Source organism: Castellaniella daejeonensis, from assembly GCF_039523555.1.
Lineage (GTDB): Bacteria > Pseudomonadota > Gammaproteobacteria > Burkholderiales > Burkholderiaceae_B > Castellaniella > Castellaniella daejeonensis.
The window spans coordinates 1-13,935 of the sequence record NZ_BAAAFN010000007.1; the positions used below are offsets into that span (position 1 = coordinate 1).

The 13,935-nt window shown below is 65.6% G+C and carries 16 protein-coding genes and 1 pseudogene; 9 read left to right on the plus strand and 8 right to left on the minus strand.

Going from position 1 to position 13,935, the window contains the following annotated elements; translation table 11 throughout:
• The 3 genes and pseudogenes from ABD022_RS04290 to ABD022_RS04300 form a co-directional block, all read left to right on the plus strand.
• Nucleotides 1-191, plus strand: a pseudogene (locus ABD022_RS04290) (methyl-accepting chemotaxis protein); the annotation flags it as partial.
• A 274-nt stretch (nucleotides 192-465) separates the two neighbouring features.
• Nucleotides 466-1,386 carry a DMT family transporter gene (locus ABD022_RS04295; protein ID WP_343820199.1) on the plus strand — a complete coding sequence of 307 codons (921 nt, stop codon included), beginning with the start codon at nucleotides 466-468 and terminating at the stop codon, nucleotides 1,384-1,386.
• A 109-nt stretch (nucleotides 1,387-1,495) separates the two neighbouring features.
• Nucleotides 1,496-2,458, plus strand: a complete 963-nt coding sequence (locus ABD022_RS04300; RefSeq protein ID WP_343820201.1) for a PIG-L family deacetylase — start codon at nucleotides 1,496-1,498, stop codon at nucleotides 2,456-2,458.
• A 4-nt stretch (nucleotides 2,459-2,462) separates the two neighbouring features.
• On the opposite strand, the gene trmD is transcribed toward ABD022_RS04300, so the two are convergent.
• The 7 genes from trmD to ABD022_RS04335 all read right to left on the minus strand — a co-directional run bounded on the left by trmD (nucleotide 2,463) and on the right by ABD022_RS04335 (nucleotide 8,659).
• Nucleotides 2,463-3,260 (minus strand): tRNA (guanosine(37)-N1)-methyltransferase TrmD, encoded by a 798-nt coding sequence (gene trmD, locus ABD022_RS04305; RefSeq protein WP_343820203.1) that lies wholly within the window; start codon nucleotides 3,258-3,260, stop codon nucleotides 2,463-2,465.
• Between the two features lie 74 nt (nucleotides 3,261-3,334).
• Nucleotides 3,335-3,958, minus strand: a complete 624-nt coding sequence (gene rimM / locus ABD022_RS04310) for a ribosome maturation factor RimM (RefSeq protein WP_343820205.1) — start codon at nucleotides 3,956-3,958, stop codon at nucleotides 3,335-3,337.
• A gap of 22 nt (nucleotides 3,959-3,980) precedes the next feature.
• Nucleotides 3,981-4,241, minus strand: coding sequence for a 30S ribosomal protein S16 (gene rpsP, locus ABD022_RS04315; protein ID WP_325124257.1), 261 nt, complete (start codon nucleotides 4,239-4,241; stop codon nucleotides 3,981-3,983).
• Between the two features lie 109 nt (nucleotides 4,242-4,350).
• A complete protein-coding gene (locus ABD022_RS04320; RefSeq protein WP_325124256.1) occupies nucleotides 4,351-4,596 on the minus strand; it encodes a sulfurtransferase TusA family protein in 246 nt (81 codons plus the stop codon).
• The gene (alaS, locus tag ABD022_RS04325; RefSeq protein ID WP_343820207.1) at nucleotides 4,593-7,217 is read right to left on the minus strand and encodes an alanine--tRNA ligase; all 2,625 of its coding nucleotides are present in this window, start codon (nucleotides 7,215-7,217) and stop codon (nucleotides 4,593-4,595) included. The genes ABD022_RS04320 and alaS overlap by 4 nt, the downstream gene beginning before the upstream one ends.
• Before the next feature lie 170 nt (nucleotides 7,218-7,387).
• Nucleotides 7,388-7,798: a hemerythrin domain-containing protein gene (locus ABD022_RS04330; protein ID WP_325124254.1), complete on the minus strand. Its 411-nt coding sequence runs from the start codon at nucleotides 7,796-7,798 to the stop codon at nucleotides 7,388-7,390.
• Nucleotides 7,799-7,906: 108 nt separating this feature from the next.
• Entirely contained in the window at nucleotides 7,907-8,659 is a 753-nt protein-coding gene (locus ABD022_RS04335; protein WP_343820208.1) for an RNA polymerase sigma factor FliA, read from the minus strand.
• Nucleotides 8,660-8,993: 334 nt separating this feature from the next.
• On the opposite strand from ABD022_RS04335, the gene ABD022_RS04340 reads away from it, so the two are divergent.
• The 6 genes from ABD022_RS04340 to ABD022_RS04365 all read left to right on the plus strand — a co-directional run bounded on the left by ABD022_RS04340 (nucleotide 8,994) and on the right by ABD022_RS04365 (nucleotide 13,239).
• Nucleotides 8,994-9,347 carry a flagellar protein FlaG gene (locus ABD022_RS04340; protein ID WP_343820209.1) on the plus strand — a complete coding sequence of 118 codons (354 nt, stop codon included), beginning with the start codon at nucleotides 8,994-8,996 and terminating at the stop codon, nucleotides 9,345-9,347.
• An 87-nt stretch (nucleotides 9,348-9,434) separates the two neighbouring features.
• Entirely contained in the window at nucleotides 9,435-10,814 is a 1,380-nt protein-coding gene (gene fliD / locus ABD022_RS04345) for a flagellar filament capping protein FliD (protein ID WP_343820211.1), read from the plus strand.
• 6 nt (nucleotides 10,815-10,820) lie between these two features.
• Nucleotides 10,821-11,252, plus strand: coding sequence for a flagellar export chaperone FliS (gene fliS / locus ABD022_RS04350; protein WP_325124250.1), 432 nt, complete (start codon nucleotides 10,821-10,823; stop codon nucleotides 11,250-11,252).
• 14 nt (nucleotides 11,253-11,266) lie between these two features.
• On the plus strand, nucleotides 11,267-11,602 hold the full coding sequence (locus ABD022_RS04355) for a flagellar protein FliT (protein WP_325124249.1): 336 nt from the start codon (nucleotides 11,267-11,269) through the stop codon (nucleotides 11,600-11,602).
• Between the two features lie 25 nt (nucleotides 11,603-11,627).
• Nucleotides 11,628-12,887: a flagellar hook-length control protein FliK gene (gene fliK / locus ABD022_RS04360; RefSeq protein WP_343820213.1), complete on the plus strand. Its 1,260-nt coding sequence runs from the start codon at nucleotides 11,628-11,630 to the stop codon at nucleotides 12,885-12,887.
• Nucleotides 12,868-13,239: an EscU/YscU/HrcU family type III secretion system export apparatus switch protein gene (locus ABD022_RS04365; RefSeq protein ID WP_325124247.1), complete on the plus strand. Its 372-nt coding sequence runs from the start codon at nucleotides 12,868-12,870 to the stop codon at nucleotides 13,237-13,239. Before fliK ends, ABD022_RS04365 begins: the two co-directional genes overlap by 20 nt.
• A gap of 102 nt (nucleotides 13,240-13,341) precedes the next feature.
• On the opposite strand, the gene fliE is transcribed toward ABD022_RS04365, so the two are convergent.
• Nucleotides 13,342-13,671, minus strand: a complete 330-nt coding sequence (gene fliE, locus ABD022_RS04370) for a flagellar hook-basal body complex protein FliE (RefSeq protein WP_425545199.1) — start codon at nucleotides 13,669-13,671, stop codon at nucleotides 13,342-13,344.
• Nucleotides 13,672-13,935 lie beyond the last annotated feature (264 nt).

Here is a 13,935-nt window from a genome sequence, read left to right on the forward strand (position 1 = left end):
AGAACGCCAGCCTGGTGGAAGAATCGGCCGCCGCCGCGGCCAGCCTGCAGGAACAGGCCGACACCCTGGTCGATCTGGTGGCATTCTTCCACCTCGACGCATCGGCCCATCCGGGCACGCCGGGGCATCAAGCCAGCCAGCGAGCCCAACGCCTCTCCGGTCCCCTTGCTTCCGGCCTTCTGACCGCCTGATCCCGGTCCCGCCTGCCTGTCATCCGCCGCCCGCGTGTCGAACACACGACACCGGGCGGCGGCGTTCGCCTTCAACCGGCCCGAGGCCTTAACTTCCCGACAGGCATTTCGTAAAATTTCCTGACAGCCACCGAGCGCCCTTCGATGGCGTTTCGCGCATTCTCCGACTCACCCCCGATGCGCCCGACATGGCTGCACCCATTTCTCATGATGCAATCCGAAACCAAATCTCGCTCCGTCGAATCGGCCTCCCGCGGTCTGCCGGCCTGATTCCATGGCATCCGACTCAGGTCCATCCCTCCTGCCTCGCCACCTGGCCGTCGGCACCCTGATCCTCATCAGCGCCATTTTCGCCACCAACCACGTTGCGGCCCGCGTCGCATTCGACGACGGCGCGGGCGTGCTGCTGGGAGTCGCATGCCGTGCCGGGGCCAGCCTGGCCGCGCTGCTGGGCATCGTGCTGTGGCGCCGCCAGAGCCTGGGCCTGCCTGCCGGGCTGGCACCGTGGCAGGCACTGCTGGGCCTGCTGCTCGCCCTGCAGAGCTTCTGCCTGTATTCCGCCGTCGCCCGGATTCCGGTCGCCCTGGCGCTGCTCATCAACAGCCTGTTTCCCTTGCTGTTCGCCCTGTTGACCTGGGCCTTCGGCGGCCAGCGACCGAGCCGGCGCGCGAGCCTGCTGATGGGACTGATCCTGCTCGGACTGGCGCTGGTCCTGGACCTGCCCGGCCTGCTCGGTAACGACGATCCCCTGGGCCTGCGCTGGGTGGAAGGCGTCCTGCTGGCCTTCGGCAGCGCCTCGTTCTTTGCCTGCGCGCTGTGGATCACCGAGCACAGGCTCGCCACCCTGGCAGGCCCGGTGCGCAGTCTGTACACCATCCTGATCGTCTTCTGCGCCATGCTGGCGGCAGGCGCCGCCGAGTTCATGCCCGACGGCATGCGCACGCCCGACAGTCCCGTCGGCTGGATCGCCCTGGCGGCCCTGTCTCTGTGCTACACAACGGGTTTCTGCACTCTGTTCATCCTCATGCCTCGGCTGGACATGGCGCGCAACGCCCCGGTCATGAACGCCGAACCGGTCGCCAGCCTGGCGCTGGGCTGGCTCATCCTGGACCAGGCCTTCGACGGCCGCCAACTGCTGGGCGGCCTGATCGTGCTGTCCTGCATCGTGATCCTGGCCTATTCCAGGCGGCGCTGACACCGCCGGCGACATGGCTTCCTACGCAACAACTCCCCGAACCATGATCTTCCCTCCATCGGCGTCCGGACCGCTCTTTCGCCGCCCGATCCGCCGGTCCCGCCCGCCCGTGAATTTCCTGGCCGCACTGGCTCTCGTCCTGCCCATGGCCGCCGGAGCGGTTCTGCCGGCGCCCCGGCAGGCTGCCCCCAAGACCGCCGCGCCGGCCGTGCCCCAGGCCGCCGCAGACTGCACGGCAGGCAAGGTACTGAGCTTCGTCGCACACCCCGACGACGACCTGCTGTTCATGAATCCCGATCAGGATGACGCCATCCGTCAGGGGCGCTGCGTACACACTGTCTATCTGACGGCCGGGGACCGGGGCAAGGGGCTGGACTATACCCTGGCGCGCGAGCGCGGCATCAAGGCCGCCTATGCCGACATGGCCGGCACTGCCGACGCCTGGAACACCGATGGCCTGGCGGTCGGTGCACACATACTGGTGCGCCATACCCTGCGCGCCAATCCGCGCATCCAGCTCATCATGCTGCGCCTGCCCGATCCCTGGCTGGGCACCGGCTGGGGCAGTCTCACTCCCCTGAGCCGGCTCGAATCCGTGCCCCACGCCCGCGTACGGTCATATGCTCCCTACCCCGATATCTACACGCGCGGCGAACTGGTCCACCTGCTGGCCGATCTGATCCGTCAGGAACGCCCCCAGGACGTCCGCCTGATGGATCCTTCGATCACCATTCCCTACCGGTCGCTGTGCTGGCGCTGCGCCGGGCACGACCACCCGGACCATATCGCCGGTGCCCGGCTGGTGGAAGCCGCCATGGCGTTTGCCCCGGGGCCGTATTCCCGCACCGCCTATCTGAACTATCCCAGCCAGGAACTGCAGGCCAACCTGAATGCGGAACAGACAGCGCGCAAAACCGCCATTTACCTGCGCTATGCGCAAGACGACCCGCTATCCTGCCCGCCCGGCACCGATTGCTCGGCGCCCACGGGCCCCGAAGCAGCCTGGGTATCCAGGCAATACTATGCCCGCCCCGGGAGCCGGACACTGCAGGCGCTGGGGGCACGACCCTAGCCAGCTACCCCTTGCCGCCTGGCTTCGAATCCCGGCCAGCCTGTTCCAGCACACGCTCGTCGCTGCCGTCCAGGCGGCCTGCCGCCCGCGCACGTTCGATCAACTCGGGCCGGCGCGCTGCCGTCAACGCCAGGGACTGCTCACGCCGCCAGGCCGCGATGCGGGCATGGTGGCCGGACAACAGAGGCTCGGGAACCGGGTCGCCCCGCCAGACCTCGGGCCGCGTGTAATGGGGACTGTCCAGCAAACCGTCCAGGGCGGGATTGAAGGAATCCTGCACGGCGGATTCGGCATCGTGCAACACGCCGGGCAGCAGCCGCACCACACTGTCCATCAGGACCATGGCCCCCAGCTCGCCGCCCGACAGCACGAAATCCCCCAGCGAGACTTCCTCGTCGACGCAGCGATCGATGAAACGCTGGTCGATCCCCTCGTAGCGGCCGCAGATCAGGATGGCGCCCGTGCCGTCCGCCCAACGCCGGGCGCCGGCCTGGTCATGGGTCCGGCCGGCCGGCGACAACAACACGACGGGCGCGGGCGCTTCCGGGGTGTCGGCGCCTGCCTGCAGGCGGGCGGCACGCGCCGCCTCGACTGCCTGGGACAGCGGTTCGGCCAGCATCACCATGCCCGGTCCCCCGCCATAAGGCCGGTCATCCACCGTCCGGTGCACATCGGTCGTGAAATCCCGGGGATTCCAGGTCACCAGGGACCAGATGCCGCGTGCATGCGCGCGGCCGCTGACGCCCTGGTCGCGCACGGCAGCGAACATCTCGGGAAACAGCGTGATCAGGTCAAATCGCATGGCACGGGCCGAAAGGACGGGAACGAAAGGCAAGGCGCCGCCCAGGCGGGCTGGTGCATCCGGGATGCGGATATTCAGAAATCGGCCGGCCAGTCGCTGTCGATGCGGCGGGCCTGGAGATCGACATGCTGCACGTGTGCCGCCACGAAAGGCACCAGCACGTGACGCGGCCGGCCGCGGGCATCGGTCTGCGGGCGAAAGACACCGTCGGCATCCGGCGCTCCCAGAGCCACCTGCAGCACGGCATGGGCGCCATTGTCCAGCACCTGGTCGACGCGTCCCAGCAGGCGGGGACCGTCATCTCCAACGCCGTGAAAATCGCAGCCGATCAGGTCGACCCAATAGTATTCGTCTTCGCCTGTCGAGGGAAACGCCGCCCTGGGAACCCAGACGGTGTATCCGCGCAACAGCTCAGCCGCGTCACGGTCGGCAATCCCGTCGACCTGGGCGACCAGGAACTGCCCCCCCTGGCGGCGGCAGGTGCGGATGTTCATACCTTCCGGACGCGACGAAGCGCCCGTTCCCAGGGCGGGATCGGGCGCCTTGAACCACCAGACCGGAGCGCCCTGCAGGGCATCCGCCTGGGGAGAATAAGGCTGGATCTTCAGCCAGCCGCGCACGCCATGGGCCGAGACCACCCGGCCGACCTCGACCAGGTTGTCCGGCAGCGCAGCGCCCGGGGAAGCGGTATCGGCCATTGCCGGCACGACGGGACCGCAATCAGGCGGCGGACGCAACCTTGGCGGAATATTCCTTGACCAGGCGAGCAGCCGTATCGGACAGCTGGGCGCCATTGTCCACCCAGTACTGGACGCGATCCAGGGCCAGGCGCAGATTTTCCTGACCTTCACCGGCGACGGGGTTGTAGAAACCCACGCGTTCGATGAAACGGCCATCGCGGCGATTACGCGAATCGGCAGCAACGACATTGTAGAAGGGACGCTTCTTCGAGCCGCCGCGGGCCAGACGAATCACAACCATTGATAATCCTTTGAAAATGCTGTGAAAAACGCAAAATTTTAGCATCAGACAGACAGTATCCGCAATGGATGCGGGGAAACGGCCTGCAAATGCCGGGAAAAACAACACATCAGCGGCGCTGGACGTAATGCACCTGGACCGCGTCCTCGCGCATCCGCTGGGCCAGCAGCGCATTGCCCGTCTGCTGACAGAACGCCTGGAAATCCCGGCCCGCATGCGGATCGGTGGTCAGGACGGCCAGCACCTGACCGCTTTCCATGTGGGCCAGAGCCTTTTTGGTGCGCAGGATCGGCAGGGGGCAATTCAGCCCCCTGGCGTCGACCTCCTGGTCAGCATGCGGCCATTCCGCCGTCATGCCGTCTCCAGCCGTGCAGCCAGCCAGGACTGCACTCCGGCCAGGGCGCCATCCAGCGCACCTACATCGGAACCGCCGCCCATGGCCATATCGGGACGGCCGCCGCCCTTGCCGCCCACCTGGGCAGCGACTGAACCGACCAGGTCGCCGGCCTTGATCCGCGCCGTCAGTTCGGGACTGACGCCGGCCACCAGGCTGATCTTGTCATCCGCGACGGCAGCCAGCAGGATCACCGCGCCGGGCAGCTTCGACTTGAGCTGGTCGACCATGCCGCGCAGCGCCTTGGGATCGACACCCGCCAGCCGGGCAGCCAGCAGCTTCACCCCGGCAACGTCCACGGCCTGGCCGGCCAGATCGGAGCCCGCAGCCGCGGCCAGCTTGTCTTGCAGGCGTTCGAGTTCACGCTCGACCTGGCGCGTCTGCTGCTGCAGCGCCTGGATGCGTTCCGGCACCTCCGCGGGCTGGGTCTTGAGCAAGCCGGCCGCCCGGTCCAGCGTATCGCATGTCCGCTGGACCCAGGCCAGGGCATTGCGCCCGGTGATGGCCTCCACCCGGCGGATGCCGGCGGCCACGCCGCCCTCGGAGACAATCTTGAACAGGCCGATGTCGCCCGTGCGCGCCACGTGGGTGCCGCCGCACAATTCGCGCGAAAACCCGATATCCAGCACCCGCACCACGTCGCCGTACTTCTCGCCGAACAAGGCCATCGCCCCGCCGGCCACGGCCTCGTCGTAAGCCATGTGCTGGGCCTGCACCGCCTGGTTGGACAGGATTTCATCATTGACGATGGCTTCGACCCGGGCGATCTGCTCGGCCGTCATCGGCGCATCGTGGGCGAAGTCGAAGCGGGTCTTGTCCGGATCGACCAGCGAGCCTCGCTGCTGGACGTGTTCGCCAAGCACCTGGCGCAAGGCCTTGTGCATCAGATGTGTCGCGGAATGGTTGCGCATCGTGTCGGCGCGGCGCTGCGCATCGACTTGCGTGCGCACCGTGTCGCCCACGGCCAGCGCCCCCTGTTCCAGGATGCCGTGATGGCCGAATACATCGGCCTGAATCTTCTGGGTGTCTGCCACCTGGAAGCGGGCCGACGCGCCCGCCAGCAGGCCTGTATCGCCCACCTGGCCGCCGGACTCGGCGTAGAACGGGGTCGCATCCAGCACCACAACGGCCTGCTGGCCCTGCGAGATCGAGGACACGGAGACCCCATCGACGTACAGTGCCGTCACGGTGGCCTGGCCTTCCAGGTGATCGTAGCCGTCGAAGCGCGTTGCCACGCCGTCATAGCTGAGGTCGGCCGCCGCCTTGAACTTGCCGGCGGCGCGCGCCTGCTCGCGCTGGTGCGCCATGGCCTGCTCGAAGCCGTCCAGGTCGACAGGAATGGAACGCTCGCGGCAGATGTCGGCCGTCAGGTCGACCGGAAAACCGTAGGTATCGTACAGAGTGAACAGCGTCTGGCCGTCTAGCGCCTGCCCTGCCGGCAGGGCCGCCAGGGCGGATTCCAGGATGCGCATGCCGTTTTCCAGGGTTTCGCCGAAGCGTTCTTCTTCCTGGCGCAGCACCTGCTCGACCCGGTTCTGCTGCGCGGCCAGTTCGGGATAGGCTGCGCCCATCTGCTCGACCAGATCGGCCACCAGCCTGTGGAAGAACAGGCCTTTCTGGCCGAGTTTGTGGCCGTGGCGCAGCGCGCGCCGGATGATGCGGCGCAGCACGTAGCCGCGTCCTTCGTTGCCGGGAATCACTCCGTCGACCACCAGGAACCCGCAGGCGCGGATATGGTCGGCGATGACCTTCAGGGAATTGTCGGCCAGATCGGTGCAGCCGGTCTCGCGCGCGGCAGCGCGGATCAGGTTCTGGAACAGGTCGATCTCGTAATTGGAATGGACGTGCTGCAGCACGGCGGCAATGCGCTCCAGGCCCATGCCGGTGTCCACGCAGGGCTTGGGAAGCGGGTGCATCGTGCCCTGCGCGTCGCGCTCGAACTGCATGAACACCAGATTCCAGATCTCGATGTAGCGGTCGCCGTCTTCCTCGGGCGATCCCGGAGGGCCGCCCCAGATTTCGGGGCCGTGGTCGTAGAAGATTTCGGAACAGGGGCCGCAGGGGCCGGTATCGGCCATCTGCCAGAAATTATCAGAGGCATAGCGCGCACCCTTGTTGTCGCCGATGCGGATGATGCGCTCGCGAGGTACGCCGATTTCCTGCGCCCAGATGTCGTAGGCCTCGTCGTCTTCCTGGTAGACCGTGACCCACAGCTTTTCCTTGGGCAGGCCGTAGACTTCGGTCAGCAGGGTCCAGGCATAGGTGATGGCATCGCGCTTGAAATAATCGCCGAAGCTGAAGTTGCCCAGCATTTCGAAGAACGTATGGTGCCGGGCGGTATAGCCGACGTTTTCCAGGTCGTTGTGCTTGCCCCCCGCGCGCACGCAGCGCTGTGCGGTCGTTGCCCGGCGGTAGGGCCGGGTGTCCTTGCCGGTGAAGACGTCCTTGAACTGGACCATGCCGGCGTTGGTGAAGAGCAGCGTCGGGTCATTGCCCGGCACCAGCGGCGAAGAAGGCACGATCTGGTGCCCTTTCGACTCGAAAAAGGACAGGAATTTCTGACGGATCTCGGAGGTTTTCATTCGTTTGGCCGCTGGGGGAAACTAGCCGGCCATTATATTCGTTTTGATACCACGAACCGCGCTTCATCGCGGAAACACCCGGCCGGGCCGGCGCACCCGTACATCGCCGGGCGGCACGGGCGGCGTCATTCCCCGCCCGCGCGCAACCGCCCTGCTTCCGGCAACGCCGCCTACAACGCCTCGATGGCCGGATAGAACTCGCGGTTTTCGCGCAGCATCCGGTCATGCACGTTTCTCAGTATCGTATTGGCTTCGGCGCGGAAATCTTCCGGGCTGCGGGTCAATTGCGTGGCATTGCCCCACCGGCGGGCAAAATTGATGAAGGCGCTTGCGATGCCCTTCATGTCATTCTGGTAGGCGACGCTCATGCGCGCCATGCGGTCATCGCCGCTTTGCTCCAGCGAGGGATACAGGATCCGGTCCTCGATGGCCAGATGCTGGGTGACGACCTGGGCCAGGGCCTTCAGTTCGTGGGCGATGTCCACGGCATGGTCAGCGATCCCCTGGTGGGACAACCGGCGCAGCAAGCTGATGCCGCTGAGAATTTCGACGTGCTGGTGCTTGAAACGATCGATGTTCATGATGAGGTTCCCTCGCCATTGTGAATCCGGCAGCCTGTGCCGTATAAGATATATATTAAATGAATCTTATTGCGCACGCAAGGCACACGCGGCCCGAGAGGACTGCCCTTATAGGAGATGCTCGTAGTCGTCGGTATCCTCGTCGGGTTCCCAGGAATGGCTGGCCAGCCAGGCACGGATGCGCGCCACGGCCTGCGATCGCAGCTGGGACACGCGGCCTTCGGTGATTTCCAGCACGGCAGCGATTTCCTTCTGGTTCAGGTCCTGCTCGAACTGCAGCGACAGCAGCAGCTGTTCGCGCTCCGGAAGATTGCGGATCGCCTCGATCAGCACCGATCGAAGGCTCTCGCGCATCAGCCAATCCAGCGGATTGCCGCCACCGCCTTCCGTCGTGGTGTCCAGCGCACCTTCGCCGCCACGGTCTTCCCGATGCTGCGCCAGGTCTTCGTACATCAGGATCTGAACCCCATGGGCCTCTTCGAGCAATGCCTGGTAGTCGGCCAGGTTCAGGCCCATTTCTTCGGCGATCTCGGCCTCGGTCGCCGGACGCAGCAGACGGTGACGCAACGTCCGGATGGCGTCTTCGATGCTGCGCGCCTTGGCGCGCACGCTGCGCGGCAGCCAATCCTGGCTGCGCAATTCGTCCAGCATGGCGCCGCGGATGCGGGTGACCGCATAGGTCTCGAATTGCGCGTCCGCCTGCTGCTGGTAACGCCGCACGGCATCCAGCAACCCCATCATGCCCGCCTGCATCAGGTCGTCGAGTTCGACGCTGGCCGGCAGCTTGCCGATCAGCGCCAGGGCCTGCCGGCGCACGAGCGGCGCATGACGGGCAATCAGCTGGTCCTCGGAAAGAGGCATCGCACAATCCGTGAAACACATCATAAAATGCAAGTATGCATCATGAACGCCCCGGATGTTCCCCAAAGCAACACGGCTTTCCACCGGGAATTTCCCCTGCTGGCCACACGAGGCCTCCTTCGCAACATCGCCCATGAAGGCTTTGTGGGGATTGCGCCTAAAGCTTTTCCTGATTCTGCCGTTATGCCAGAGTGAGAACCCAGGAAGCGTCCGATCCCGAGCGACATGTCCCGGACACTTTCTGCAACAGAACAAGCACACCTGGACAGGAGCACGCATGATTCACCCCATTGGAAACCAACTGGCCTCTTCTAGCCTGGGTCTGGCGGCTCCCATGTCCGAGCGTCAGCAGGCCCAGCCCGACCCAGCCGTCCAGGTGGCGCCTGTCGAGGATACGCAATCCGGCCGCTTCGACAAGCAGGCCGACCAGCGCGCGCTCGGACTGCGCCAGCCGATCGAACCGCCACAGTCTTCCCTGGAAAAGGCCCTCGAGTCCGTCAACAACAGCCTGAAAGCCTGGTCCACCGGCATCCGCTTCGACATGGACGAAGACGCTCAGCGCCTGGTCGTCTCGATCGTGGACAGCGCCTCCGGCGAAGTTCTGCGCACGATCCCGTCCGAGGCCGTCCTCCGGGTCGCCAAAATGATCGTCCAGCTGCAGGGCTCCGGAGTGGACACCAAGGCCTGATCGCCGAATCTGAAACGAAATCTCACCCCATACATCGCCTTTGCCGCCGCCGAACCGGGGCATAATGGCTGAACGGAGAATCACACCATGGCATCAGTCTCTTCCCTCGGCTTGTCCGGTCTGCCCCTGTCCGACCTGCTCGACAAGCTGCAAACCAACGAAAGCCAGGTTCTGAACACCATCAAGAGCCGGCAGACCGCGGCGGAAGCCAAGCTCTCCGCATACAGCAAGCTGAAGGACGCGGTCGCGTCCCTCCAGAAGGCCGCCCAGGCCGTCGGCAAGACCGACACCTTCGGGGCGCTCGCCGTGAAATCCGGCTCGGATGCCTTTTCCGCGACGGCCACCAGTGCGGCCATCCCGGGCCAGTACGCCATCCAGGTCGACCAGCTTGCCTCGGCCCAGACCCTGGTCTATGCCGGCCGGGCGGACCGCACCACCGACATCGGCACCGGCGGCACCCTGAAGATCACCATCGACGGCACCGAAAAGTCCATCGACCTGAGCGACAAGGGCACATCCCTGGACAAGCTCGTGGCCGCCATCAACGCCGACAAGGACATCGGGGTCAATGCCACCATCGTCAACGACGGCACACCCGGCAGCCAGTACCGCCTGCTGCTGACCAGCCGCGAAACCGGCGAACAGAAATCGGTCACCAACATCACGGTGGATGGCAATGCCGACCTCGAAGCCTTCCTGGGCTACAGCGGGGGCGGCTCCACGGCGGGCGTCACGGTCCAGGACGCCACCAACGCCGAGCTCACCATCAACGGCATCGCGGTCACCAGCCAGAGCAACACCATCGAGAACGTGATCGATGGCGTCAAGCTGACGCTGAACCAGACCACGACCAGCGCCGCCAGCCTGACCCTGAGCCGCGACGACGGCGCCGCCAAGAAGGCTGTCGGGGACTTCGTCAAGGCCTACAACGATCTCCTGGGCACCATCAAGACGCTGACCGCCTACAACGTCGATGCCCAGACTTCGTCGGCCCTGACCGGCGATTCGGTCGCGCGCTCGGTCCAGACACGCATGCGCGACGCCCTGTCCGGGTCATTCGATCCATCCAGCAATCTCAATCTGTCGAAGATCGGCATCACGACCGACCCCAAGACTGGCGAACTGAAGATCGACGACGCGAAGTTGTCCAAGGCTCTGTCCGAGAACCTCGACGGCGTCAAGTCCCTGTTCACCAGCGGCACCGGCATCGGTTCCCGGGTGGATACTGCGGCAAACGCCTTCACCAAGGCCGACGGGATCTTCAGCACCACCACCGAAGGCCTGAACAAGACCATCACCGACATCAAGAAGCAATACGATGCGACTTCCGACCGCATCGATCAGCGCATGGAGACCTACCGCGCCCAGTTCACACAACTGGACGCCATGGTCAGCCAGATGAACTCCCTCAGCAGCTACCTGTCGCAGCAGCTCAGCGCGCTCAACGGCAGCAAGAACAGCAAATAACCGGCCATGACCTACGCGCCCCGTTCCCGCTCAGCCCGCGCCACCGGCACCTATGCCAATATCGGACTCGAGACCGAAGTTCTCAGCGCTTCGCCCGAGCGCCTGATCTCGCTGCTGTTCAGGGGCGCGCTGACGGCCATCGCCCAGGCCCGCCACCATATGCACAACGGCAACATCCAGGAACGCGGCAAGGCCCTGTCCAAGGCCATCGACATCGTGGACTCCGGCCTGAAGGCGGGCGTGGATACAGAACGCGGCGGCGAAGTCGCCCGCCTGCTGATCTCGTCCTACGAACTCATCATCCGCGACCTGATGCTCGCCAATCTGCGCAGCGATGAAGCCAAACTCGATACGGCCGAGAAGATGCTGACCGACCTGGCCGGTGCCTGGCACACGGCCGTCGATCCCCAATTCGGCGATCCGCCCCCCAGCCACTGACCGGAATCCCGCCATTGAGCACGCCGCACGCCTCCATCCTCGAGCGCTACCAGGAAATCGCCGACTTGTCCGGCCAGATGCTGAACAAGGCCCAGACTCAGGAATGGGACGAACTGGTGGAGCTCGGTGCCCGCTATCAGGAAGCAGTCGAGCGCCTGAAGGCGCTGGACCCGCTGGACGACGACCAGAAAACCGCCAGGCGGGAATTGCTGACCCGCATCCTGGACGACGATGCCCGAATCCGCCAATTGATCGCACCCGAGCTCGAACGCCTGAGCCACCTGCTGGGCACATTCAAACGCCAGCGCACCGTCCTGCAAGCGTACTACAGCACGGTGCGCCCGCACTAGGCATCCGCCCAGGAATCACCCCGCCATGAGCATCGGTGCCCCTTCAAACCTTGGCACGCTACTGATCCAGCGCCTGGATGCCGTGCTGGGCACCACGCTGGGCCAGCAGGCCAATCTCGTTTCGGGAGCCGGCCCGCAGGCCGTCCCCCAGCCCGGCAATACCGAAAATCCCAACGCGCCGCAGAACCCCACCCAGCGCCATCCCCGGGAAACAGTAGACAGGGCCACCCAGCAGGGACGCCAGCAGACCGCCGTCGGCAAGGCCGTGCGGGACATGAAGCTGGACAACCTGCTCGGGCGCAGCACGACCTTCAACGGCACCACCCAATCCGCACCGACCACGCTCGGCTATGCCGCCCGCATCATCCTCGCCCTGTTGAACCAGTACCCCCAGGAAGGTCAGGCCGTGCGCGGACAATCACCATTGCTGCCCGAGGCCGGCGCAGGCCCGAAGACAGGCGGCAGCGCCCCCGGCCTGCCCGGCGGCACGAGCGCAGGCGCGCCCTTTCCCGGAACCCAATCCACCCCGGCCGGCAGCATCAACCAGACCTGGGCCCAGCTTGCGACCACCCTGGGGCAACCAGGCGCACTGCCCGCCCGCTTTGCCCACGCGCTGTCGCAATCCGTACGAACGAGCGGCCTGTTCTACGAATCTCATCTCGCCCAGCTGTCCACGGGCAAAGGCACGGTCCAGGAACTGCGGCAAGAGCCGCAGGGGCGCATCCCGCCGCAACCCGTACCTGCGGCCCAGGGGGCGGCCCAACAGACCGCACCGGCTGCCGTCGCACCCACTGCAAGCGGTCCGGCCCCGGAACCTGCGCAGGCGCACCCAACGGCCAGCCATAACCCTACCCCCCCCGTCCCGGGCATCGATCCGCAGGCCCAGTTGTTGGTCCGCCAGCAGCTCGAGGCGCTCGCCAACCAGGGTTTCCTCTGGCAAGGCGAGGCATGGCCGGGGGCCGACATGGAATGGGAGGTCCGCCGCCGCCCGCAGGGCGACGAGGACGAGCGCGATTTTCAGGACGAGCACTGGTCCACCCGACTGAACCTGCACCTGCCCACTCTGGGAGACATCCAGGCCCGCCTGAGTCTGTCCGGCGATCAACTGATCATGCGGCTGACTGCCCCCCAATCCGCGGAGCGGCTGACCCCCGCCATCGAGCCATTGCGCGCCCGGCTGCTGGCCCAGGGTCTGCAGACCAGCCAGTTGTCGGTCCAGGCACGGGACGACGGCCCCGAACCTCAGCCACCGGATTCCCTGGAAAATGAAGTCGCCGCATCCTGACCCCAACCGCCCCAGCGCGGTCGCCATCCGCTACGATCCGTCGGATTCCGCGCCACGGGTCGTGGCCAAAGGCTATGGCACACTGGCAGAAACCATCGTGCGCACGGCGCGCGAACATGGCCTTTATGTGCACGAATCGCCCGAACTGGTCAGCCTGCTGATGCAGGTGGACCTGGATGCGCACATCCCTCCGAAGCTCTACGTTGCGATCGCGGAACTGCTGGCCTGGCTGTACGCCCTGGACACCGAAGGCGGCGTCGTGCGCCGCTCCCCGGACGAGGATGAGCCGATCACGCCCATGGAACAAACACCGCCGGCCGGACCGTCTCAAGCCCACGGTCCGATGGTCTGACCGGGCACCGCCCATTGGCCCCGAAAAACAAAAACCCGCACGGCTGCCGCCCGGCGGGTTTTGCGAACCGCGCTGCCCGGCCCCGCAGGGACCGGACGGGAATCAGACCGCCATATTGGCGATTTCCTTGTAGGCTTCCACCAGACGGTTCCGCACCTGTACGGTCGCCTGAAAAGCAAGGCCGGCCTTCTGCAGGTCGATCATCACATTGCTGAGGGAAATATCCGGATCGCCCATCTCGAAGGCCCTGGCCTGGGTATTGGCGGCATTCTGCGCATGGGACACGCGTTCCAGGGAACGGGCCAGCTCGGCCGAGAATCCCCCGCTTTCGGCAGGCGCTGCGGGCTGTGCCGACAGGCCCTGGGACTCGCGCGCAACGGCGCGCATCTGGGCGAGCAGGTTTTCTACGTTGGCGAGAGCCTGGGAAGTCAACATGGCGGACAACTTTGGAAGATAAGCGGAAATACACACCGCACCGATCACACAGCGCGGCCGATAAGGTACTATACGGCCCGCTTCGCGACGGCAAGCCCCGCAATAGCGGTGATAAGAACGGGCAGTTCCCCCGTTTGCCCGGCAGACGTGCAAACCGGACGGATCATCCTAACTAAGCCCCAAAAACGGGGTTTTTCAGGGCTTGCCGGAATGCGAATCGCCGCCATAATGGCCGCCAACATCCCATTATTCTGCCGCAAC